At 43.1% G+C, this 25,520-nt stretch carries 16 protein-coding genes and 1 pseudogene; 9 read left to right on the top strand and 8 right to left on the bottom strand.

Annotated elements, in window-relative coordinates; genetic code table 11:
* Positions 1-278: 278 nt before the first annotated feature.
* On the bottom strand, positions 279-695 hold the full coding sequence (locus KW136_RS02015; RefSeq protein WP_216796795.1) for a DNA polymerase III subunit chi: 417 nt from the start codon (positions 693-695) through the stop codon (positions 279-281).
* Between the two features lie 57 nt (positions 696-752).
* Positions 753-2,273, bottom strand: a complete 1,521-nt coding sequence (locus KW136_RS02010; protein WP_216796794.1) for a leucyl aminopeptidase — start codon at positions 2,271-2,273, stop codon at positions 753-755.
* A 231-nt stretch (positions 2,274-2,504) separates the two neighbouring features.
* On the opposite strand from KW136_RS02010, the gene lptF reads away from it, so the two are divergent.
* Positions 2,505-3,602 (top strand): LPS export ABC transporter permease LptF, encoded by a 1,098-nt coding sequence (gene lptF / locus KW136_RS02005; RefSeq protein ID WP_216796793.1) that lies wholly within the window; start codon positions 2,505-2,507, stop codon positions 3,600-3,602.
* Between the two features lie 3 nt (positions 3,603-3,605).
* Positions 3,606-4,754, top strand: a complete 1,149-nt coding sequence (lptG, locus tag KW136_RS02000) for an LPS export ABC transporter permease LptG (protein ID WP_216796792.1) — start codon at positions 3,606-3,608, stop codon at positions 4,752-4,754.
* A 1,786-nt stretch (positions 4,755-6,540) separates the two neighbouring features.
* On the opposite strand, the gene KW136_RS01995 is transcribed toward lptG, so the two are convergent.
* Positions 6,541-7,854 (bottom strand): hemolysin family protein, encoded by a 1,314-nt coding sequence (locus KW136_RS01995; RefSeq protein WP_216796791.1) that lies wholly within the window; start codon positions 7,852-7,854, stop codon positions 6,541-6,543.
* Positions 7,855-10,256: 2,402 nt separating this feature from the next.
* Between KW136_RS01995 and KW136_RS04160 the strand changes: the two are divergent.
* Positions 10,257-10,523: pseudogene (locus tag KW136_RS04160) on the top strand (penicillin-binding transpeptidase domain-containing protein); the annotation flags it as partial.
* A gap of 996 nt (positions 10,524-11,519) precedes the next feature.
* Here KW136_RS04160 and ispH read toward each other — a convergent pair.
* Entirely contained in the window at positions 11,520-12,464 is a 945-nt protein-coding gene (gene ispH / locus KW136_RS01985; protein ID WP_246583176.1) for a 4-hydroxy-3-methylbut-2-enyl diphosphate reductase, read from the bottom strand.
* Between the two features lie 569 nt (positions 12,465-13,033).
* Between ispH and rpmB the strand changes: the two genes are divergently transcribed.
* Positions 13,034-13,258 carry a 50S ribosomal protein L28 gene (gene rpmB, locus KW136_RS01980; RefSeq protein ID WP_216796790.1) on the top strand — a complete coding sequence of 75 codons (225 nt, stop codon included), beginning with the start codon at positions 13,034-13,036 and terminating at the stop codon, positions 13,256-13,258.
* A gap of 24 nt (positions 13,259-13,282) precedes the next feature.
* A complete protein-coding gene (gene rpmG / locus KW136_RS01975) occupies positions 13,283-13,450 on the top strand; it encodes a 50S ribosomal protein L33 (RefSeq protein WP_216796788.1) in 168 nt (55 codons plus the stop codon).
* Between the two features lie 964 nt (positions 13,451-14,414).
* Here rpmG and KW136_RS01970 read toward each other — a convergent pair.
* The 4 genes from KW136_RS01970 to purN form a co-directional block, all read right to left on the bottom strand.
* Positions 14,415-15,611, bottom strand: a complete 1,197-nt coding sequence (locus KW136_RS01970; RefSeq protein WP_216797426.1) for a DesA family fatty acid desaturase — start codon at positions 15,609-15,611, stop codon at positions 14,415-14,417.
* Positions 15,612-15,804: 193 nt separating this feature from the next.
* Complete coding sequence (locus KW136_RS01965; protein ID WP_216796786.1) at positions 15,805-17,142, bottom strand: mechanosensitive ion channel family protein; 1,338 nt, start codon at positions 17,140-17,142, stop codon at positions 15,805-15,807.
* 1 nt (position 17,143) lies between these two features.
* Positions 17,144-18,430, bottom strand: coding sequence for an RsmB/NOP family class I SAM-dependent RNA methyltransferase (locus KW136_RS01960; protein ID WP_216796784.1), 1,287 nt, complete (start codon positions 18,428-18,430; stop codon positions 17,144-17,146).
* Positions 18,427-19,068: a phosphoribosylglycinamide formyltransferase gene (gene purN, locus KW136_RS01955; RefSeq protein WP_216796782.1), complete on the bottom strand. Its 642-nt coding sequence runs from the start codon at positions 19,066-19,068 to the stop codon at positions 18,427-18,429. The genes KW136_RS01960 and purN overlap by 4 nt, the downstream gene beginning before the upstream one ends.
* 163 nt (positions 19,069-19,231) lie before the next feature.
* Between purN and KW136_RS01950 the strand changes: the two genes are divergently transcribed.
* The 4 genes from KW136_RS01950 (at position 19,232) to coaBC (ending at position 25,052) form a co-directional block, all read left to right on the top strand.
* Positions 19,232-20,194 (top strand): bifunctional riboflavin kinase/FAD synthetase, encoded by a 963-nt coding sequence (locus KW136_RS01950; RefSeq protein ID WP_216796780.1) that lies wholly within the window; start codon positions 19,232-19,234, stop codon positions 20,192-20,194.
* Between the two features lie 222 nt (positions 20,195-20,416).
* The gene (gene ileS / locus KW136_RS01945; RefSeq protein WP_216796778.1) at positions 20,417-23,254 is read left to right on the top strand and encodes an isoleucine--tRNA ligase; all 2,838 of its coding nucleotides are present in this window, start codon (positions 20,417-20,419) and stop codon (positions 23,252-23,254) included.
* On the top strand, positions 23,255-23,767 hold the full coding sequence (gene lspA, locus KW136_RS01940) for a signal peptidase II (RefSeq protein WP_216796776.1): 513 nt from the start codon (positions 23,255-23,257) through the stop codon (positions 23,765-23,767). It begins immediately after the preceding gene.
* 49 nt (positions 23,768-23,816) lie between these two features.
* Positions 23,817-25,052 (top strand): bifunctional phosphopantothenoylcysteine decarboxylase/phosphopantothenate--cysteine ligase CoaBC, encoded by a 1,236-nt coding sequence (gene coaBC, locus KW136_RS01935; RefSeq protein WP_216796775.1) that lies wholly within the window; start codon positions 23,817-23,819, stop codon positions 25,050-25,052.
* Positions 25,053-25,520 lie beyond the last annotated feature (468 nt).

Below are 25,520 nucleotides of genomic sequence, written 5' to 3'. Positions count from 1 at the left end.
TCATAAAGGACACCCCCTGTATGAGGTACAGGCAATCAGCTGCTTTATAGCATAGCTATGCAGCTATCGATCTCTGACGCATAGGCCTCTATGCTAGCGTGATAGAACAGGGAAAAACTATTAAATGAAGATAAAAATATCCTGGTGCTACTTTAGTATCTACTATAGCCTGTTATAAAATATGTAAATTATTAGTGGCTCTAGTTATGTTAAGAGCTGACTGCAGCTAGGTAGCTAGCGCCACTAAAACGATACTATCGATATCATACTAGCAATCGTTACATGCCTTGCTTATACATGTTTAATGTATAGCCCTGCTTCCGATAGAAGCAGTATCGATCGCGTCCGGCTGCAAGCTCATGCCTATCATTGCTGATGATCTCAATCAACCGCTCAAAACTCGTAAATTGCTGCGGCACTCTACTGCCGAGATTAAGAATAATTTGGTAGTGTGGTGCCTGATCTACGTCCGTGGTTAACACTACTGGGGTCTCGCTAGCCAATATTGAGTCGGCCATGCAGTGCGGTATAAAATCTACTGGGGAAAATATCCACAGCCGCTTATTGAAATTATACAGCACGGCTGGTTCACCTAGCACGATCAGCTGGTGTGTAGCTTGGTAAGCTTTGCGTACTAGCCGGCAAGCATAGCCCAGTGGATCTTTAAGGTGAGTATGAAAGTCCACACGGGTCATAGACAACCCTGGCCATGCCGGTTTATTGATTCAATGAAGTATATGATGATGAGCATATCACTTAGCGCGATCGATCAGAAATTGCGTGAGCAGTGACACAGGACGTCCAGTTGCGCTTTTTTCTCGGCCACCTTTCCATGCAGTTCCAGCAATATCTAGATGTGCCCAAGGGTAAGACCGTGAAAAACGCTCAAGAAAGCAGGCGGCCATCACACTCCCTGCTGAACGCCCCCCTCCAATGTTAGCCATATCCGCAAAATTCGACTTTAATTGCTCCTGATATTCCTCATCTAGAGGTAGCCTCCATGCTGTATCAGATGCATAAAGACCAGCGGCAAGTAGCATGTCAGCTAGTGCATCGTTCTTTGAGAATAATCCGCTATTATGGTGTCCTAGAGCAATCACGCAGGCGCCAGTAAGTGTCGCGATATCAATCACAGCAGCTGGTTTAAAACGCTCCGCGTAAGTTAGCGCATCGCATAAAACTAACCGTCCTTCTGCATCGGTGTTTAAGACCTCAATGGTCTGTCCAGACATGCTAGTCACAATATCACCTGGCTTATTCGCGTTGCCGCTCGGCATATTCTCGCAAGCAGGTATCAGTCCTACGACATTAAGCTGTAAGTTGATCTCGGCAATCGCCCTGAATGTACCGAGTACTGAGCCGGCACCGCACATGTCGTACTTCATCTCGTCCATGCTTTCACCTGGTTTAATCGAGATACCACCCGAGTCAAATGTGATGCCTTTTCCAACGAGCACTACTGGTGCCTGCTTTGCATCAGTGCCCTGGTGCTCTAGCACAATAAATTTTGGTGGCTGCGCCGAACCCTTAGCAACCGATAAAAACGAGCCCATTTTTAATATTTCAATTTGCTTCTGCTCAAGCACATCGACTTTTAGCGACCAGTTAATCCCTAGGTGTTTCGCGATGCTGGCTAGGTATGCTGGCGTACAGATGTTGCCCGGTAGATTACCCAGCTCACGGGTTAAATCTATACCATTAGCAATGGCAATGCCTTCATCTAAGCCGTGTCTTACCGCCTGCTTATATTCAGGGTCTACGACTATAACTACTTTTTTTATTATGCTGTCATTGTTAGCATCGATTTCTACTTTAGACTTAGTCTGTGTATACCGGTAGGTTAGTTCACGCAGTGTTAAAGCGCTCATGCGCACACCCCAGCTAGAATCTCGGTTGTTAATATCTACCTGCGTAAGCATCCAGGTTGCACTAGCTGCACGCGTGTCTAATACAGCACGCCAAGCTGCTCGAGACACATCGATAAATGTCTTTGGGCTTAGGGCGACCTGCCGGCCTAGGCTTACTAGCAATACACGCGGCGCACTAATACCAACCACCTCATACAGCATTAGAGTCGAGCCAGCTTTAGCGTTTAGGTCGCCACTTTTAACTAGACGACTAATAAGTCCCTTAGTAGCAACATCCAGCTTTTGTGCGATACCAGATAGCGTCTGCGTATGGAAAACGCCGACTATGATGCAATCTGTATTTATATGAAGTAATGTGCTATCTGCGGCTTTCTTCCAATCATAGGCTTCTATGATAAAGTCCATTATTGCTAGTCCTTCTTTAAAAGTCTGGATATTGTGTTAAAAACAAACTGAAATTATCTGTCATTTTTTCTACCGAAGCATCGCTACAGCAGGGCGTTCGTTTTTCGTGAGCATATGCGGGGGCGGGGGTGTGTTATCCACGCAGAAATGCCTATCGTGAAAGATCTGTAAATTGATAAATACTGTCTGCATTCTAAGCTGGTTGACGAAATACAAATATGTTTTGTCCAGATGATCCTTGAACGTTCCTTGCAGCGTGAACTCGCTTATACAGGCTCCACAGTTTTTCTCGTTCTGCTGACTCTCGTACTGACGACGATGATGATCCGGATCGTTGGCTCTGCTGCCTCGGGTGAAATTGATCTTAAGGACGTCGTTGTTTTAATAGGCTTAACGATGATCAGATATGTTTCGGTAATGCTGATGGCGTCCTTATTCTCAGCGATCTTATTCGTTCTCACCCGTTGGTACCGAGACTCCGAAATGCTGATTTGGCTTTCATGCGGCGTGAGTTTGACTCGGCTAATTAAACCAATTACGATGTTCTCTGTGCCGATCATCGTTCTAATCTCTTTTTTTTCATTTGTCGGGTGGCCATGGGCAAACGAGCAAAGTAGGCTAATTCGAGAGCGCTTCCAACAGCGTGATGAGATATTATTGCTAGCCCCCGGCCAGTTCTGTGAGTCTACCTCAAAGCATCGAGTATTTTTTGTTGAAAAAGTGGGTCCCAGTCAAAAAGATATCGAAAATATATTCGTAGCGAGCACAGAAAATGGCAGAGTCAATATTCTTGTATCTAAGACTGGTTATATGGAAATCCACCCGAATGGTGACCGCTTCGTTGTGTTAAAAAATGGACGCCGCTATGATGGTGAACTAGGCCAGATCGATCTTCGAATAATGGAATTTTTTAGTTATGGCATAAAAATCCAAAGTGAACAACTAGTGGATAGGCCAATGACTCCTGGTCTATCCACAGCTACGCTGCTACGTGCACGGAATAATACTAATCTAGCTGAGTTTGCATGGCGGGCTAGCCTGCCGTTAACTGCGCTCAATCTAATGCTTCTGGCAATTCCACTAGCATATCAAAATCCAAGGCATGGACGCACAATTAGTCTAGCGCTTGGGGTGTTTATATACCTGACGTATTCCAACCTTATGAATTTAGTTCAAGCCTGGATCGAACAAGGAAAAATTGCGTTTATGTCCGGGCTACTAGGGCTACATTTGATCATATTAGCTATTACTATTTTCATATTCTGGTTACGCGTCTGCAACCAGCTACCGCTACGGCGTCTACTTATGCGTATCAAGGCTAGACGTTAACTAATGCGCCTCTACGAGAGGTACCTCGCTAAAAAAGTTTACTTAACGCTTTCTTTGCTCCTATTTGCGTTCTCGGGATTATTTTTTTTCTTTGATCTAATTAATGAACTGCACTTTATTGGGCGAGGCAACTATAAATTCTTGTATGCGGTGCTACGAGCAGTATTACAAATACCATCTCGGTTTTACGAAATTATTCCTATTGCTACGCTGATTAGCGCAATCTATGTATTTACACAAATGTCAACTAGTTCTGAGTTCACAATTTTTCGTGTCTCTGGATTGTCTGCACCTTATGCGCTCAGATCGCTGGTAAAAATTGGTTGGCCAATTGTTATATTAACTTTTATCTTCGGCGAAGTCGTTGGCCCCTATGCTGATCAGTTATCTGAACATATAAGCCTAGAGGTACCAAGAACTTCAATATCAAGCAACTTTCAATCAGGTGTATGGGCTAAAGATACGTTATTTTGTAATGGAACAACCAAAAAAGTCACACGTTTTGTAAACGTGGGAGAGCTAAAACCAGATGAAACTATTTCAAACGTGCGAATCTTCGAATTCGATGCACAATTCCATCTTACCAGTATACGCACAGCTGATATCGGACTTTACGTCCGACCAGGCCAGTGGCTGCTTAAGGGCGTGACCGAGGTACGGCTATATCAGCTGGCACTAACCGATACAATGGTAAAGGATTCCCTTAATCCCGTATATAAGTCCTCGCTAATTTTAATGCCGGAATATAAGATGCGCTCCGAGCTAACACCGCAGATTCTATCTGCATTACTAGTCTCGCCAGACCGGATGTCAATAATGCACTTATTTTCGTACGTACAGCATTTGCATGCTAACCATCAAAATGCACAACGCTACATGATTGTTTTATGGAAAAAGTTGTTGTATCCGTTCGCGGTATTAGTAATGCTAGCACTATCACTCCCGTTTGCTTATTTACACACTCGAGCAGGTTCTGTAAACACCAAAATGTTTGGCGGCATTATGGTTGGCATGAGCTTTCAGCTATTTAATACTTTATTCTCGCATATTGGCACGCTTAACGCCTGGCCTGCGCCCCTGACAGCTGCAACACCCAGTCTAGTTTATCTAGTAATAGGATTGCTTGCACTACTCTGGGTTAACTGCCATTGATTCTTATTTTACCGTCATGCCCATCACATAGCATATGGTGCTTTTGCATAATCGACTAGAGGAGTATCGTCATGTCAGTGTCATTTCTATGGGTAGTTGTTTTTAAACGAGACGTATGCAATGAGCTTATATTTTTGACGCAGCTATGCTAGTAAAAGCATAGCTGCGTAGAGACTTAAGATTATGTACATGCTTGTAGTGAATACAACTTTTATAGAACTAGTTATCGTATAATTCACTAATTAGTGCGGCCCGATTATTATTATTTAGCTATCTATGGCTTATAGTGCCCTGTATGTATCGAAACTGGCTCGCGTTTCTCGGGAAATACATCTATGTATATCAATGTAGAGCTACAAGATACGTTACTCCTATTTTTTCGTAACATGCATTACGCATTGTAGGGCGGTCGTAGTTTTCTTAACCTCTATTTTACTGGATTCGATGCAGCTTATATGCTACTGAGTCTTCCTGGACTGCGCACTATTCTATAAATGACCGCCATTACCACTGGGCAGTACAGTGACGCTAACCTATAAGGTATCTAGATGCATTATTCTTGGGCCTTATATCCGAATATACTTTTAATAAAAAATAGATTACGCTCGACAATCTCTCGTGCACTTTTTGTGGATCACCTATAACAATAAGTTCATAAAACTTTTAAATATCAACTAGGTATTTTCCCGCGGACTTATAACAGATATTATTCTTAGCGTATTAGAGATAAATATTATAAGTTCTATAGGAGGTGAAGCTCGAGAAGCATAGATCGAAGTTACATAAAACTTAAAACATTACTGTTGAGTATTAGGCTTTAATTCACATTAATAACTCATTTAATACTTTGTATATTATACTAATTTTCACCAATACAAAGAGCTATACCTGCGATATAGAGTTTATATATTCCTCGAATTTCTCTTCTTACACTACATTAGAAGTTAATGCATAGATAGCGTTATACAACGTGATACATAGTCTGTACATTCGAATTTTTGTATAGTGAAGAATACATAGTCAGGCTACTTAACTAGATATACAAGGAAAAATTATACGGCCACAGTTACGATATTTTTGTCATATAGCGATTAAATTATAGATACGATTCTAGAAATCCCGCACTTATACCTTTCTTCGCTAGAATCTGTGTTAGTATTTATACTGAACGTGTCAGATTGCAGCGTACTCATGTTCACAAGCCGTAGAATAACTTCTACCCTAAAAAGCACGTTTATTTTATAAATAATAAGTGTAAAGTAGTATATATCTCGATATTTTGCCCGGGTGGTGAAATTGGTAGACGCAGGGGACTCAAAAATTTGAGCCCCTCAGGAGAAATCCTGAGGGTGAAGCCCGTCAAACTCGGTAAAAGCCCTGAATGTATTTCGAGCTAATGCCGATCCAAGCTAGGGAACTAAAAAATACCTTAGAAGGTGTAGAGAGCAGACGGCGGGCACCTAAAGCCCGAAAAGCTAAGGTGAAGGCGTGCTCCAGACCACGAACGCTAACTCTTAAAAAGAGGCGGCGGCGAAAGCCGAAGTGAGAAGAAAATCCCCCGCCGAAAGGCGTGCCGGTTCGATTCCGGCTCCGGGCACCAATAAATATTTATTTATAGTCATAAACAAAGCTTCATGTTTCTAGAAACCACCTAAATCGGCATGTACTCCGACACCAAATTAATGTAGACAGCATAAAATACCTTGTTTTTATGCATCAGGGACTTTTACGTGGTTACGCCAGTTTTTCTAGTACGAATAGCTATAAGTCGATCTAAGAAATTTAGCTAAGCTATCTCGGCTGATGGCATTTTTGGCGAGACTTTAACCATTACAATTCGTGGGCCGACTCGTTCATCAACAGTAATCAGGCACGGCCCAAAATCTACTATTTGACCCTGCTGAGGTAGTTCGCCAAGCTTATCTAAAATCATACCACCAACTGACTCGGCAGATTGCTCACCAAAATCCACACTTAGAAGGTGCTCTAGCGAAACAATTGATAGGCTACCACGACCAATTACGCTACCATCTGGCTGCCTCTGCCATTCAATATCAGTCGTACGAGTATCGTCTTGAATCTGACCGACTAGCGCTGCAAGTAGATCTGGTAATGTAACAAAACCAACTGGTTTCAGCCCGGGACGCCCAATCACTGCAAAGTGCGGCGAACCTGAACGAAAACGCCGTAATAGTTCAGGTGCGGGCATCTCCGGTAATACTTCGAGCACAGGACGTGCGAGTTCGCGCAAATCATTCGCTATATGTCCTTCGAGACGACAAAAGAGCAAATCTTTTACATCGACCATGCCAAGCACCTGATCACCGCTTTCATCAAATAACGGATACCGGCCATATCGGCTTTTTGCCACTAATGCCAAATTTTCGTCAAATGATAGATTGACATTAAGGCTCAGTGCCTCACGAAGCGGCCGCATTAAATCTGATGCGGTCAGTTCGCTGAATTCTAGCGAGTGAGACAGTGTGCTTAGTTCATCGCTTGAGAACTGACGATGGCATCGGCTTGCACGTACAATTAGTTTTAGTTCATCACGACCATACGGAGCTTCAATCTCCCTACCATCGCCTAACAGACCAAACCACGCAAGCATACGGTTCGAGCTATCATTAAGCAGTGCAATAGCCGGATACATAATCCAGTAGAATAGGCATAGTGGAACAGCAGTAAGCAAGCTAGCTCGCTCTGGCATACGGATGGCGAGAGATTTTGGCGCAAGCTCACCCGCAACAATATGCAAAAATGAAATCATTAGAAATGCTAGCGCAAGCGAAAGCGCGTCAGCAAGCGGCGGCATAATATGGAGCCTACTGAATAGTAAGGCTATAAAATGTGCAAACGCCGGCTCTCCTAACCAGCCTAGGCCGAGCGATGCAAGCGTGATACCTAGTTGACAGGCTGACAAGTAAGCTTCTAGGTTAGCATGCACACGTAATAAGACTCGTCCTCGCCAGCCATATTGGCGCGAAATAGCTGAGACTCGCGTACTACGGAGCTTCACTAGCGAGAATTCTGCGGCAACAAAAAAACCATTTAGAAGTACTAGAAGTAGGACAGCAACAAACGTTAGAAATGTCTGCATCAGAAAAATTGAACCAGCGCTTACCTACGCTCGGGAATAAAACAGCATTGTATGCCATCATGATAATGATATCTGTTATGCCTGATATATAAGTATTACTCGGTTGCCTAGACTGTACAAAACATAAAACACCAGCAGATCTGAAAACGATAGTATTCCAGTTGCAATAGAAAGAATAGGGTCTCCAGCGACCTTGGAGTAATCGGGGTATTATTAGAGTCTAATAGCATAGCCCCTAAAAGCATTTACTCATGAAGCCTAGACGTATTCCGTATTCGATAGGGTATGTGATTTATTCTGTATAGACAGCACCCGCTGGGTTTTTGAAAAAAACAAAACATACCCCACTTAAGTAATAAATAGCGCGGGCCATAAGTACTTAAATTCGCCACGGCAGCATTTAAAATGCTACATAAGTAGCTCCGCTAGCTCAAGGCTAGTTTCTGTTAATACCTTAAACATTCTCGATATAAATCCCATGTTATAACGTGCTGGCAACTTTTAATATAAAGGCTAGAACAGGCATAAAATAACAAATACGCATGTCGTGACTATAAGCTATCCGACACAGAAGAAACAACATATGACGTTTATATGCCTAAATCGACCTCGTGTCACCCTAGATGGTATTAGACCTAACAGATGTTGTATATGTCTAAGGCATTTTCTCGAAAATGAATGGGGGTGGGTAATTCACATCCATAGCACTATAGTGCGCTGTAACCGGGTGTGGTGAAAAGCATAATCGATTGCACTGGGCCTATGGCCATCTCGACTATCGTGCCGACAGGCCTAAATACGAAAGCATACTATAGTAGCGCATATCGTCTTAGTCATGTGCTTATAAAAAACACAAAACCCGATGAGCATTTTTTAGGAAAAAATTGCTATAATTGCCGCGACACTCGCGAAATTATATGCGCTATGCCTAACGCAATACTAAGCGATGCATAGAGATAATAAACATTCTAGAATTGTCTACTATTTCCTTTATCGCAAAAACTTTTAGCTATTAAGGTAGAGCGTAACTATCTAGTAAGACTGTCTCACTAAAAACGCTGAGCTAATTGAGGAAATTCTCGTATAGCCAGAAACAATACTGCTTATAAGCATAGTATTTACTATTTTTGGAAAAGATAATACATGGTATAGAGATCAGGCATATGAATAATGCGGTGAAAAAATTTGTTCGATCCCTAATGAGAAGGAGTCAGATAATATAAATAACGCGCGCTCGGCGCAGCTACAAAATGGGGCCTGTATCTTCCCCTCGATAGCGTTAAGGTAGTTATAGAGATGTGGCCAGTATACTTACCTGGGATTTTGAATAAAACTGGCTTGACTATCCATACCGTGCAATGGAGCATTTACTCCACTAAGAATTGATAAGCCTTATAGCTATTCGAGAACTAATCCAATGTGATTGGCATGCGACTTACTACACCAGTAAAATAGCGCTTATAAGCATTATACTTAATAATCGTATATGTTATATAGACAGTAAAACGCATACTCATGACTAGTAAGTCATTGCTAGAGTTGGCTAAAAAGTTTTCGCATCATATAGAAAGCTAGCCTAGCAAATGCTTGTATTATTAATTAATTAAATTAAAGCATTCAAGTAACGCTGGAACAAAGCGGACAGTCGTTCTAAGTAGAAGTTAATAAACCGCTTTAGACACCGTACTGCGTCAGGATTTATATTTTACATATAGCTGCAATACGGCCCAAGAACAGTGCATATAGATTCATGTAAGCGTCATCTGGTAAGTGCAGTGCGGAATCAGCGGTTATATTTATCTTTAGCTCTATCTTATCTTTGGCTCTATCAAGGGATAAAAACCCGCATCATAATGCTGCTATGCGGCACTACCGAATAATCAGACTTAGAGATTAGTATCCTCGAAATTAGTAATATTAACTATATAGGTAAGAAAGTTACCGTGTCAAGTTAATTCGCTAAAGCGTGTAACGCACGACGTAAGCATTCTTAGGCTACAGCCGCTCGTTAATAAGCGACTGCACGATCTAGAAGTTCTAGTATGGTCGAGATCCCTTTAAAAGATAGCGAGCGCTAAAGCTATGTAATACCGAGTATGCTAGACCATGAGGGACTACTCGAGCTGCATCTGCATATTAAGCATATATCTGGTAGTATTCTCACCGACTACCTGTTTAGGTGTAATGAAGGAGTACGATACTCTCTACTTCGATGATCCTCTAGGCACGTTTTTGCGCGAGGACTCTTATAAACCAATTTGTGCTACTTGCATCTAGAACAGGCTTTAGCTACTACCGCCCATTAAGGAGATTAGCGAGAGTAATAGCCTTAATAAAGGGTACTAAGCATCCTATTACTCTGTACCAACAGAGCGGCGCGATTTATAATTATTAGGTTTTGAGCTGGCAAGACTGGTACGGTGCAGGTATTTTCGCTACAAGGACAAAAATACCGCGCACATGCATTATCTGAGCACTTACGTGATCACGCATTATTTATTGCGTTTGCGCCGGTTGAGCAACCGAAAATAGCTATAGCATTAATAGTCGAGAATGGCGGCTGGGGAGGGCAGGCGGCTAGCCCTATTGCCCGAACCGTACTTGATTATTACTTTATTGACCGCGTGAAGCTCGATTCCAAAGCCACTACCTCCATCGCGATGAAAACTTCGACAATCGACCTCCGTAGTGCTCAAACCCCAATACAGGACATATCGAACTTAGCCAAAGCAGAGGTAGTAATGGCTAAGTCGGTACTTGCAAAGTAAGTATAAGTACTCGAAGTTCCTGACATGTACATAGATGATCATCCTTCTATCGTTTTCATCTATAGCATGAGATGTAGCTACACGATAACATGGTAAGCGCTATTTATATTTCACTCGGCAACTAGCTATATTACCCGCCTGTAACGAGAGCGCTGCTGCGAAACTGGCAATCAGGGTAGCATATAATGAGATAACCTATTAATAATCGTGGTTAGAAGCGCAGTGGTCTCTCAACCGATTACACTGATCTTTCTAAAGCGAGTGAGTAAGAATGCACGATACATGCGCAATTGATTGCAGTCGCTATTTAAAGAGTGTGAGCTAGCTAGAGAACGCAGCAAAGGCCTGTTTATTGCATTCTTTATTGCTTGATAAAAATCTTGAGCCGTAAATCATCTAAATAAAAAATACATAAGCCGAGGCCTAGAATACCTATTATATTTATGCTGCCCAACCTGATATGTACGCCTCATACCAGTATTAAATGTTGCACGATCGGAAATTGACAAGATGTTTAAAATGCTTGATAGCATGATTAATCATGCGCTGTAATATACAGCGCCCTGCATACAAATGCGCACATCGATTTTTCGAAGCGATTATACTTCTATTCTTAAATAATATAATATGCCACATAACTCGCCTTATTAATATCAGCAACAAGGTTCTGTTACAGCCGCCTAAAGCATATTTATTATGCTATATACAACCTTGTTTAAGCTTGTGTTTTTCTTTTACTTGTTATTCTTTTGATATAGCGCTATTAGCTTATAGTATTATTAACTAATATAAGACTATTATCTTTTCACAAGCTGTTTTTCTATAGGACAGTGCAGTTTATAAAAATCATAAAATGCTGCTTAAATACAAAAATATATTCTAGTGCGATTAGCTGTATTATACTAATCCTTTAGGTAAGGGGAATGAAATGTTTTCCTGGACGCCATCTAGTATTCGGACATAGCAGAAGCTCAATTTTTGTAGTCGCTTAACGACGGCCTGTGCTAGGGCTTCAGGTGCTGAAGCCCCTGCCGTGACCCCAACACGCTGCTTACCACCTAGCCAAGCAGGGTCTATTTGCTCTGGCGCATCTACCATGTAAGCTATCTCGCCATATTTTTTCGACATTTCGAATAGACGATGTGAGTTAGAGCTATTCGGACTACCAACGACAATTACAACATCGCACAGCGGCGCTATAAATTTTATAGCATCCTGCCGATTTTGGGTTGCATAGCAAATATCTTGCTTCTTTGGTTCACGAATAGCTGGAAATCGCGCTTTTAGTGCGCTTACCATCTCTACCACATCATCAATAGATAATGTAGTCTGTGTTACGTATCCTAGCCGATCTGGATCATTAACCTCTAGCATTGCAACATCTACCAAAGTTTCAACTAAATGCATGCCTACACTACTTTGCCCCATCGTACCTTGAACCTCTGAGTGGCCTCGATGACCGACCATTATGACCTCAAAACCCTCGGCACAAAACTTTGCTACCTCCATATGTACCTTAGTGACTAATGGACAAGTTGCATCAAAAACCCGCAAGTTCCTATTAAGTGCTCTAGCACGTACCATCTTTGATACTCCATGTGCGCTAAATATTAGCGTTGCACTATCTGGAACGTCGTCAAGCGATTCAACAAATACTACGCCCTTACGACGCAGTTCGTTTATAACATATGCATTATGCACAATTTCATGATATACGTAGATCCGAGAGCCGAATAGCGTTAGAGCACGCTCAACGATCTGAATTGCCCGATCAACTCCCGCGCAGAATCCACGCGGTTGTGCTAATAACACCTCACCTGGGTGTTTTATGATTGTATTCAAAGTATTAATTCCATAAAATACTAATAATGTAAATATTAAAAGCTAAATTCAGAATATGCTAATGATTAAAATAATGAGCTAAAGAAGCAATAATTTATTTTAGTGGTAATGTACCGACCCACTCGGTAGCCGGTTAGTTGTGCTGTGCTTAAATAGGTTTCGTTTAGAGATTACTTTTATACCTTAAAGGTGCTCAATATAGTTATTCATTTCAGCTAAAAAGAGAAATTGTCGGATGAGCAGTACCTGAGTTCCAAAATTCAGTGCGTAAGATATCTCAAATATTTCAAAAAGATTTAATGCTTATAATAAATAATCGCTCTTATAAGATGTTTATAGACTTATTTCTTAAACATTCTAGTTGTCTATTGTAAATATAATAAGAGCTATACTACAGTGCGTTACTGATCCTCCTATCCTCTCTAGGAGAGATTAGCAGAAATATTCTCATTTGCTCATTTTATAATTTATCTAGCATCGTTTTTATGATATTCTATGTCGCAATAAAAAGCTTTTTAAGCTGTCTATTTTTATTCATCTAAATTTAAGCGTATTGTAGGGATGCTTCGATGACACGTAAATGTCAAGTTACTGGGAAGTTGCCTATGGTTGGCAACAATGTTTCTCACGCAAATAATAAAACTAAGCGTCGTTTCTTACCAAACTTGCAAAGCCGTCGGTTCTGGGTAGAAAGTAAAAATCAGTGGGTGCGGCTACGTGTTTCTAACGCCGGCCTGCGCCTTATTGATAAGAATGGTATCGACACAGTACTTGTCTCTTTGCGTTTCCGGTAAAGCTTAAAGAAAAGGAGCTACAGTATGGCTAAAAGCGGTCGCGATAAGATCAAGCTAGAATCGACACTTGGTACAGGTCACTTCTATACTACAACAAAAAACAAACGCACAATGCCCGAAAAAATGGCAATCATGAAGTTTGATCCGTTTGCACGTAAGCACGTGGAATATAAAGAAACGAAAATTAAGTAATATAAATAATTATTACTATATTAAATAAAAATTTATAAAAATTCGTGGAGCCTGTATTAAAAACATAAAAATTCTGTTAAACACAAAAAATACTACCGATTTCTAGATTATATATCATAATCGCTTTGTGTACGCGTCTAGTTGTAGATATTCTAAAGCTAGTTAATTATATTATATAATAACGAGTCTTGCCTCACTCAACACTCTGATAACGTTTATTTTATTTTTTATTCTTTAAGACAATAGTTGGAGTATCAGATATATACTAAATTATCACTAATTTAATATTATACTATCTTGTATACCATCTATAGTCGACTATGTTATAGCTTTCTAATAAATTCATAATTTTATATAGATTATTTATGCTATAACCTTAATCATAGTTATTTTAATTGTTTATTTTATAGGCCGTCATATATTCTATTTATTATAACAAATTATAGTATATTGCTAGCTTTTAATAAATGTTGTTTATAGCTCCATAGTATTAGTACATGATTACTATATCTTTTTAGGGTAAAATCTCATATATAAAAATGCTAAAAGCTTAAAAAATAAGCAGAGTTATACAATTGACATATCTATACATAAAATATGTATAACCTTCATATATAAACATAGTTTCTATGTGCTAAATAATTCTACTTTCTAAATAAAATTTGGGGTATTTATACTAAAAATATTAATAATAACTCTAGAAATTTTATAGAAAAAGTAGAATATTTAAATATGATATTAATGCCATAAGCTTAAAATCCTACAAAATTAAAATATTACTTTACGACCGAAAGAAATTTAAGGATTTATATAATCATAAGCCGCAGGTTGCATTTTCTATTTAATTAGCTAGCGATAAACAATTTATTTACTTACTCTATTTAATTCTATTGAGTAGCTAACAATATATATTATGAATTTTATTGGTCTTTAATAAGTATTAATACTAATTTCATTTCTTATTTTAAGCGTAACGACGTAAGTGGTATGAAAAATCCCGTAATGCATGAATACCGCTTTGTTCCGCGCGATAGCACCAGCCCTGTAGGAGCAATAGTAACTGCTCACGTGAAGCGTGTGAGTGATCCCATATCTGCATGAGTTCAATACGCAATTGATAGTAAGTCTGCAGACTTTGGCTACTGGAAAAAATCTGCATTAATTGCCGTTTTTGTGGTTCATCTAAGCCTGCTTCATCTTTATGAATCCATCTATGTGCGCTCTTAATTAGGGCATATTTCTCATGCGCATTTAATTCTTTGAGTTCTGCTAACTCTTGCCGATACGCTCTGTTGACTGTCTTTGCATAGCGGGCCATCACCTCATAGCGATTAGCAAGTACAGCGTGTAATGTATCTAAATCTGGTACAGCCTTGCGCGTCGCTAGAGTCAGCGTTGGCGCAATCCTTTTAACTTTTGCAAGCCCGAATGCAGACATAATTTTAATATACATCCAACCAATATCAAACTCATACCACTTGTTTGAAAGTTTAGCTGATGTCGCGTAGGTATGATGATTATTATGCAATTCCTCTCCGCCAATTAAAAGTCCCCATGGGAATAGGTTTGTGCTCGTATCCAAACAATTAAAGTTTCGGTAGCCCCAGAAATGACCTAGGCCATTTACCACACCAGCAGCCCAGAATGGAATCCATAGCATCTGGATAGCCCATACCGAAATCCCGACAATTCCGAATAACGTTAGGTTGATTAGCGCCATAATTGTCACACCGAGTAACGCATGCTTTGCATAAACAAAACACTCTAGCCAATCAGTTGGCGTACCCCGACCGTACTTCTTTAATGTTTGTGTATTCTTCGCCTCGGCACGATATAGTTCGGCGCCCTCTAGAAGTACCTTCCATATTCCACGCGTCTGAGGACTATGCGGATCCTCATCAGTCTCGCATTTTGCGTGGTGCTTACGATGAATCGCTGTCCACTGGCCGGTAACCATACCTGTAGTTAGCCATAGCCAAAATCGGAAAAAATGACTTGCAATTGGATGCAAGTCTAATGAGCGATGTGCCTGGTGCCGGTGTAGATATACAGTAACACCAATAATTGTGATGTGTGTCATCACAATCGTATAAAGCATAATTTTCCACCAAGACCAATTTAGTAAGCCATGGGCAACAAAATCAAGTACAGAATTCACAATTTATACCTGGATAATAAATTTCGAAAATTGCCTAGTTGGAACTATAGATATAGCTTGCTATAGCGGTTAGAAAAAGTCTAGTTGAGAATTTTACTTAGTCACCAATAGGCGATTTTATAAAAATATTTTTATGGTCTAGCCCATGCTTATAACCTTTAGCAAGAGCTAAGCAACATACTCCCAAGAAGAGAGATTAAGCTGATTTCTTAGCTTCAATTACAGTAACCGGCACCGGTTCAATTGTGGCAGCATTTAAGATCCGAATCTCGTGTTGCGCAGACGGAACACGAATACCATGCGCCGCAAAACCCACCCAGATATTATAATTGACAGCCGAGCGCACCGAGGCAGTGCCGAGTGCCGCTTCTGTAATCCAGAATCCTAACTCTAAGTTAATTCCATTAGCACTAAATCCTGCAAGATAGGAGCAAGGAGCCGGGTCCTGTAATACGCGCTCTACATCCTGTGTAGCTTGTACGAGTACGCGCATTGCTAGATGGACGTCAGAACTATACTCCACTTGGATTGATACTTTAGTTAAGCCACGCGTAAGGAAGGATGACTGATTTTGTACAATGTCGGTAATAAGCCTCTCATTCGGCACGAGAGTCTCGACTCCATCTAGTCCACGCACCACCGTATAGCGGGTGCGAATTTGGGTAACCCGGCCTTGAAGACCGCCTACGCAAATTGTATCACCGAGCCGTAGCGAGCGATCTAGAAGAATAATAAAGCCAGATACATAGTTGCTTGCAATCTTTTGCAATCCAAAACCCAGTCCGACGCCGAGCGCACCGCTAAATAGACCAAGTACGGTAATATCTATGCCGACAATCGATAGACTTATAAGCACAGCAGACAAGATCAACAATCCACGACTAATGCGCGATAACACAACCTGTAAGTTCGCATCAAGTAAGCTAGCTCGTAACAGCCATTCGTCCAATATGCGGCCAGCCCACAGCGCTACGATTAACGTGATCATAACCCATAGCAGACCGCTACATAACGATAGCAAGCTCAGATGTACAGTAGCTATGCGAAACTCTATACTGCGCATCCAGCACAGCACATCATTCTCAATGCCCATTATGGTTAGTACCGTACCAACCCATACCAAAACGGTGACAATCTTTTCAATGAGGTATGCGAGCCCGTGTAAGTGCCCATCACGAGAAAACACCCGGCGCATTAGATATAACGCAACATAAATTAGCGCAATCCCGAACAGCGGTACACGCGCAAGGTCCAGTAGCGATGTTTTCATCACCTGACCTAGCACAAGCTTAGTACCACTCACGATTAACCAGCCGAGGAATGGAAATAATGCCTTTTCTAGCCCGTCTGCACCGAAGCGTACTGCTGCGTTACGTACTCGGGCATACGAATCAAAACGCTTGCGGACATAACCAGAAAGCCCATATGCCATCATTATGGCGCCAATTAACGCAGCAACTTGCCAGAGAATCGTCGGCCGACTTAAGTCGTGCATCAATTCACTAAATAGGCGAGGCAGCATTCTATGCTGCATGTCAGGCTACCCGTTGCATCACTGCTGCAAAGAAACCATCAGTACCATGCTGGTGCGGCCACAGCATGAGATTATCACCAGTGTTAAGTGCGATTTTTTGATCAACTAGCACTTGACTTACCGCTACACGTTCGAACGCTGAAGAAGCGGCAATAAATTGTCTAACAATGCCCTCATTCTCATCTTCAAGTAAGCTACAGGTCGCATAAACGAGGCGACCGCCTGGCTTGAGAAGTTGTGCGGCAGCGGTAAGAATCGATATCTGCTTTACCACTAACTTGGCAACCAATTGCGGTGTTTGGCGCCACTTGAGATCTGGATTTCGGCGCAGTGTACCCAGGCCACTACATGGCACATCAACTAGTACGCGATCGATCTTACCTGACAGTCGCTTAATCTTCACATCATGCTCACTAGCGATAGCTACTAGGTGTACGTTTGATAAACCGCTGCGCGCGAGCCTACTCTTAATCTTCTCTAATCGTTTATTTGACACATCAAACGCATATAGTCTCCCGGAAGAACGCATCATCGCGCCAAGTGCAAGCGTCATACTGCCCCCCCGGGCGCAGAAATCTGCGACCATCTCTCCACATTGGGGTGCGACAAGTTCGCACAATAACTGGCTACCTTCAGGCTGTACCTCAAACCACCCCTGCTGAAAAGCAGGGGTTTTATAGATTTCTAGTTTACTAACTACACGGATTCCTAGCGGTGCATAAGGCGTCGGTTTTGCTTCTACACCAGATCGCTTTAGAGCGGCTAGAACTGTATCGCGATTAACTCGCATCAGATTTGCCCGTAGATCTAATGGTGCCGGATAGTTTAGAGCTGAAGCAAGCTGTAATAGCTTTTTTTCCACCGCATCTGGCTGAGTATTGATGGTAGTCAGGCGCGATTTCACTATAGACTGAATCCATAGAGGTAAATTAATGCGCACACGTGTTGGAAGGCTTGCCGGATCAATATTTGATACATAGTGAAGCCATACAAGTTCCTGTTGTGATACATATAGGCGCAACTCACTTAGACCAGCAGTCTGCATTAAGCCAAGAAGTGCTAGACTCCGCGTTAAAGTCCCCCCCCCTTTTTCGGCTAAATACTCATATTCCATTTTACGGCGCAGAACTGCAAATATCGCTTCTCTCATTAGGCGGCGCTCGATCTGACCGAGTTTCGGATGTGCACAAAAAAATTTACTCGTAGCCGCATGAGCTGAATCAGTAAATTTTAATACGTCATTCAATAACACACCAGTTTGTCCAATCAGAAATCTATGTAGTCTCATATAGCGTCCAGACGAAATAGGAGTCGCGTCTTAGTAACCGCTAGCTCGACTCGGTTATTACATACACGCAACTGATCCTCGATAAACCACCGTATTACGCGCGGATAGAGCTCGTGCTCAAGCCGCAGAACCCGTGCAGCAAGCACGTCGGCAGTATCGCCCGAGAGTACTGGTACTATACCCTGCGCAATAATCGGGCCATAGTCTAATTCAGCAGTTACAAAATGTACTGTAGCGCCATGTACCGTAACTCCTCTATCCAATGCACGCTGATGCGTATTCAAACCCGTAAAGCTCGGTAGTAACGATGGATGCACGTTCATCATTCGATTTGAATAGCGCTTTACAAACGCTGGTGTCAGAATGCGCATGAATCCAGCCAGAACGACAAGGTCCGGCTCATACGTATCTAGCGCACGTATGAGAGCAGAATTAAATGCATCGCGCCCATCGAATTGCATATGATCGACAACTACTGTGGCAATAGAATGGGTGGTAGCAAAAGTTAAACCTGCGGCGTCGGGGCGGTTAGATATAACCGCAGCAACGCTCGCTGGCCATCGCTGCGAAGCGCACGCGCGCACGATCGCCTCCATATTAGAGCCACGTCCGGAAATTAGAATGACGAGTTTTTTCATACGAGGATTTTATCATTACCCCCCCCCTGACTGCCTACGCCAATCTTCTAGTTCCTGCTGCCATTAAGTTTGAGCGTCTATAATCAGAGACTTTGCGGCATCGAGCCCACGCCGATATTGGCGAGGCCATCAAACGCTGCAGGGCCTGACCCAGCTAATCATCGTGAAAGTCTTCAGGGGTCTTCCAAATTCCGAGCATTGCGCGCCTTGCGCGTTGACGATCGGTAACTTCGACGGTGTGCATCGTGGCCACCAAGCTTTGTTAGCTCGCGTTTGCGCTGCCGCTAGCGCACGCATGCTTCCGGTTTGCGTGATGACGTTCGAATCGCACCCCCGCGAGTTCTTCGATCCAGATGGCGCGCCACCACGTATTGCAATGCTGCGCGACAAACTTGAAGCATTGCGATGCAGTGGCGTGGATCAGGTTGTTGTTGAGCATTTCAATCATAGGTTTGCTGATCAGTCTCCGGGCTCTTTCGTCGAGCATACTATCGTCAATGGATTGCGAGCCCGCTGGATAATGATTGGTGACGACTTCCGGTATGGGGCAAAGCGTGCTGGTGATTTTCTATCATTGAGGGCGGATAGCATACGGTATGGATTCGAGGTTGAGCAAATGCCTACCGTGTCAGGCCCATCCGGGATGCGTATTTCCAGCTCAGATATTCGAGCTTCGCTTCTTGCTGGGGACCTCCATTCAGCTCGAACCACCCTTGGTAGGGCAATTATAATAAGCGGTCACGTTGTGCATGGCATGAAAGTAGGCCGAGACCTAGGATTTCCAACGCTAAATCTTCCAATCTTGCACAAGCGTCCCGCGCTAGCCGGCATCTTTATTGTTCGGGTACGTGGCATTGAAGCAAACCCATTGCCTGGCGTAGCCAGCTTAGGCTGGCGTCCCAGCGTAGCTAATTTCAGCAGACCCCTATTAGAAATACACTTACTAGACTGGCATGGTAATGCATATGGCAAGCTAGTGCGGGTTGAATTTCTCGAGAAATTGCGTGATGAACAGAAGTTCATAGACTTAGAGGAACTTATCCGGGCGATAGTATGCGACATCGCCCGTGCTCGAGAATATTTCGCAGAGCATAGTGCTTTAGCGGCAGCAAAACCCCTTACTTAATCTGATTAGTATAGCGCACCCATATATCCTGGATAGCAATTCTGTGATGTCCTTCAACAACGAATGAGATAGGCTCTTGGGTTGTGCCGCACACCAGTCAGTGATCTAGAGAAGCTTTTTAGCCCGAGACATGTGTCTAGCTCCCTCATAATATGCCCTAACCTCCCAGCATAATCTGCATAAGTAATCAGTGACTGCTGAACTTCTCCACTACCCCTGATCATGAGTGACATGAAAGCCGATTCTAAGCAGTCTCCTAAATATCCTATTAACCTGCTTAAGACACCATTTCCAATGCGTGGTGACTTGCCTAGGCGCGAACCGCAATGGGTTCGCGAATGGCAACAAAATAAGGTTTACGAAGCAATTCGAGAGGCTAGTCGCGGACGGCCTAAATTTGTGCTGCATGATGGCCCACCCTATGCTAATGGCGATATCCATATTGGACATGCGGTGAACAAAATCCTAAAAGATATAATTGTCAAGGCGCGAAATATAGCGGGGTTTGACGCAGATTATGTACCAGGATGGGACTGTCATGGTATGCCCATCGAAATCCAGATCGAGAAGCGCTTTGGAAAGTCGCTGCCAATTGAGCAAGTTAAACGTAACGCACGACAGTATGCTGCCGAGCAGATTAGGCGTCAAAAATCTGATTTTCTCCGGCTTGGGTTAATCGGAGATTGGGACAACCCTTATTACACGATGAACTTTAAGAACGAGGCGAACGAAATCCGTGCGCTAGCGCGCATTTTTAAAAAGGGCTACATGTTTTGCGGACTCAAGCCGGTAAACTGGTGCTTTGACTGCAGCTCCGCGCTGGCGGAGGCCGAAGTTGAATACCATGACCGCGTTGATTCAGCTGTGGACGTCGCATTTCCATTCGCCGAGCCGGATAGAATCGCTGAGGCATTTAACATGCCATGGCTGCGTTGCGCTGACGGCGCGATTGTAATCTGGACCACTACACCATGGACCATTCCAGCAAATCAGGCGCTAAATGTGAATCCAAAGTTATTATATAGCCTTGTAGATACGCGCCGTGGATTTTTAATCCTTGCCTCTAACCGCGTTGAGTTTTGCCTAGCCACATACGGCTTAGACGGCACGGTGATCGCATCAGCGCCGGGTTCCGTACTAGATAGAATCCAATTCTATCATCCGCTTGCTAATTTGAACCCGGGCTACGATCGCACATCGCCAGTCTATTTTAGCGACCACGTAACCATTAATTCCGGTACTGGTGTTGTGCATGTATCGCCAGCCTATGGCATCGAGGACTTCGAGTCCTGTAAGGCATATGGTATCGAAGATGCTGCTATTCTAAGCCCAGTAATGGGCGACGGCCACTATACTAAATCATTGCCGTTATTCGGTGGTTTATCAATTTGGGATGCAAACCCAAAGATTATTGACGCCTTGCGTCAGGCTGGTTCTTTGCTTCACATGACCCCTTATACTCACAGCTATATGCATTGCTGGCGGCATAAAACGCCAATTATCTATCGCGCGACGACGCAATGGTTTGCCAGTATGGACCTGGCACCTGTTGGTGGTGGTAAGACACTGCGCGAAATAGCGCTAGATGGTATTGAGGCGACCGCATTCTATCCAGAATGGGGTAAGAAGCGACTGCATAATATGATTGCGCATCGACCAGATTGGACATTATCGCGCCAGCGCCAGTGGGGGGTACCAATAGCTTTCTTTATTCATAAAAAGACGGGCCGGTTACACCCCCAAACGCAAGAATTGCTTGAACAAGTTGCGCAACGAGTAGAGAAACATGGCATTGAGGCATGGCAATTGCTCGATGCGCGCGAGTTGCTTGGCGACGATGCCGATCTGTATGTAAAGAATCGAGATACGCTAGATGTTTGGTTCGATTCTGGCACGACACATTGGCATGTGCTAAGGGGCTCGCACGCCGAGCAGCTGCGCTGGCCTGCAGACCTGTACCTTGAGGGCTCAGATCAGCATCGAGGATGGTTTCATTCGTCGCTACTCACTGGCTCGATGCTTGATGGTTACCCACCCTATAAAGCTTTGTTAACGCACGGCTTTACAGTCGATAGGCAGGGCCGGAAAATGTCAAAATCTGTCGGTAATATTATTACCCCACAAGAAATTTCGAATAAGTTCGGTGCTGAGATTATTCGTCTTTGGGTCGCATCAACTGACTACTTTAGGGAACTATCAATCTCTGATGAAATTCTTAATCGTGTACTCGAAGGCTACCGGCGAATTCGCAACACATTAAGATTCTTGCTGGCCAATTTATCAGATTTCAATCCAAACAAAAATATGGTGCCATCCGAGCACTGGCTCGAAATCGACCGTTACGCACTTGCAAGAGCTTCAGTATTACAAGAAGAAGTGATTAATCACTATAACGCGTATGAATTTCACCCGGTCGTAGCTAAGCTGCAGACTTTTTGCTCAGAAGACCTAGGCAGCTTTTATCTTGATATTCTGAAAGATCGATTATATACATCAGCAGTCGATGCACATGCGCGACGCAGCGCCCAGTCAGCGCTATATCATATCACGCATGGATTGCTACGGCTAATGGCACCTTTTCTATCGTTTACAGCCGAGGAGGCGTGGAAGATTTTCCAGCCGGGACACATAACAATCTTCACTGAAACATACTATGTTTATCCGTTGATACCAAATAGCATAGCATTATTAAATAAATGGGCCCTTATCCGACAATTGCGAGGCGATGTTACTAAAGCACTCGAGATAGCACGTAAATCTGGACGAATCGGTTCGTCTCTACAAGCTGAAGTTTGGATTCGGGCGCATGGCACACGCCATAACACCCTTGCGAGTCTCGGTAATGACTTAAAATTCATTCTAATAACCTCTGCAGCTTGGTTGAGCAAGGCCGAGAACAAGGGTGACGAGACGATCGAGGTACTTATATCTCATTACCTAAAGTGCGAGCGCTGCTGGCATTACTGCGAGGACGTAGGTATAAACATAGAGCATCCAACCCTATGCGCACGTTGTATAGCTAGTTTATTTGGGGAAGGCGAACACCGGAGTATCGCATAAATGATACAGACTTTATCTCGAAAACTAGCGCAATCGATAATGCTTATACCATACTTTAGTATATCGCTTATCGTGGTCCTGCTCGACCAATTATCTAAAATTGTGATGTCATACCTGTTGACGTATGGCTACCCGTACCCTATTACGTCACTTTTTAATCTTCTGCTTATTTATAACGGTGGCGGAGCGTTCAATTTTCTAGCGACAGCCGGTGGCTGGAAACGCTGGGCATTCACCGCGTTAGGTACCCTATCCATGGTAGTGATAACTTTTTTATTTAAGAAAAATAGTAGACAAAAACTATTTTGTGCGGCTTTAGCACTAATTTTCGGTGGTGCGCTCGGCAATGTCATTGACCGGTTAGTATATGGATATGTAATCGACTTTATTGATTTTCATATTGGAAGCTGGCATTGGCCAGCGTTTAATATTGCTGACAGCAGTATTACGAGCGGTACTGTACTCCTGGTGTTAGACGAACTTAGGCGCAGGCGCAATGCCATGACAGCCTAGATTAAGAGACAATCTTAGCTGAGTTATACGCAATAGTGGAAGAAACAATATGAATCTTGCAGGCAAACATCTGCTGCTTGGACTAACAGGTAGCATCGCATGCTACAAGTCAGCTGAACTTACTCGTCTACTAACGCAAGCTGGTGCTACAGTCCAAGTAACGATGACAGAATCTGCCGCGCAATTCATCACGCCGATCACAATGCAGGCACTTTCTGGTCATCCAGTCTATATCAGCCAATATGATGCGCGGATCGATAACAACATGCCGCATATTGCTTTGTCGCGCCGCGCAGACGCAATCGTGATTGCGCCTGCATCGGCTGACTTTATAGCTAAGCTAGCTACTGGATTATGCGACGATCTACTGTCTACACTAGCTATAGCTCGTGACTGCCCTTTACTAATCGTGCCGGCAATGAACCGTCAAATGTGGCAAAATTCGGCAACACAACGTAACGTTGTTCAGTTACGTTGTGATGATATTATTGTACTTGACCCAGATGCTGGATCACAAGCATGTGGCGAAATTGGCAATGGCCGAATGCTTGAGCCTCAAGCTATATACGAAGCGATTATCGCTCTTTTGCATCCAAAGAAGCTCTCTGGGAAACGGATATTGATTACAGCGGGTGCGACTTTTGAGCCCATCGATCCTGTCCGTGGCATCACTAATCGTTCAAGTGGCAAGATGGGATTCGCACTCGCGCGAGCTGCTGCGCAAGCTGGTGGGCGAGTGCATCTTATTGCCGGCTTAGTTGAACTTGCAACTCCATGGGGTGTGAGCCGGGAGAATATACAGACAGCACAGCAAATGTATAACTCTGTTATGGCGACGATTGCTGACATAGATATTTTTATCGCTGTTGCTGCGGTTGGCGACTGGCGTGCCGCTCAAGTATCTGAGCATAAGCTAAAGAAGGCGGCTGGTCAGCCGCTACCACCGCTGCACTTCGTTGAGAACCCAGATATTCTTGCTAGTGTCGCTGCTCTGCCTACGCCACCTTACTGCGTTGGCTTCGCGGCGGAAAGCAGTGAGCTTAGTATTAATGGTGAGGCAAAGCGGCGGCGTAAAAACGTCCCGCTTCTTATCGGTAATCTAGGTCCGAAAACATTTGGGAAGGATGGAAATGAAGTTGTGCTATTCGATAAAACTGGCTCGACACCATTACCTCTAGCCGATAAACAATCACTCGCGCGCACGTTAGTCGATGAGATTGCGCAACGCGTACTAGGTAACACTTTGCATGATCCAGGGGCTATGCATCAACTCTCGGATTGCTAAGCGGTCGGCATACTACCTAATTTTTATCATTATAACTTGTAATACTTAGTTAAATATCACTGATAACAGCTACTCCAGATCGAGTTATATATCAGGCAGAACAATGCACTTAGCTCGTTAACTTATATATCGCGTCAGGTTTCTCTAGGCGAGAGCAACGAAACTGCCAGGTTATTTTTTTAGGTTAACTTATAGAAGACTCGCGATAAGACTTGCGTGCCATAGCACTATGTCGAAAACGATTATAGTGATATGGTTTTTAGATCAAGCACTTTGGTGCTCTGCTAGCTACAAGAGTTGACATCTAACTTACGTTCGTACTCTTCAGCTAAAAAATGTTGAAAGACAACCTAATTGAAGAGTATTTAGTATGCTAAGGCAAGTCGGATTGTCTCCTGGATCAGTCTCTGCATTAGATATGCGCTCATTAATGGGTCAAAACCATGGTTAGCTAAGTGCTTACGAAAT

The organism is Candidatus Vallotiella hemipterorum, assembly GCF_910593725.1.
Classification (GTDB): domain Bacteria; phylum Pseudomonadota; class Gammaproteobacteria; order Burkholderiales; family Burkholderiaceae; genus Mycetohabitans; species Mycetohabitans hemipterorum.
The sequence above is the reverse complement of the archived record's forward strand: the minus strand, read 5'-3'. Positions and strand labels throughout refer to the sequence as shown.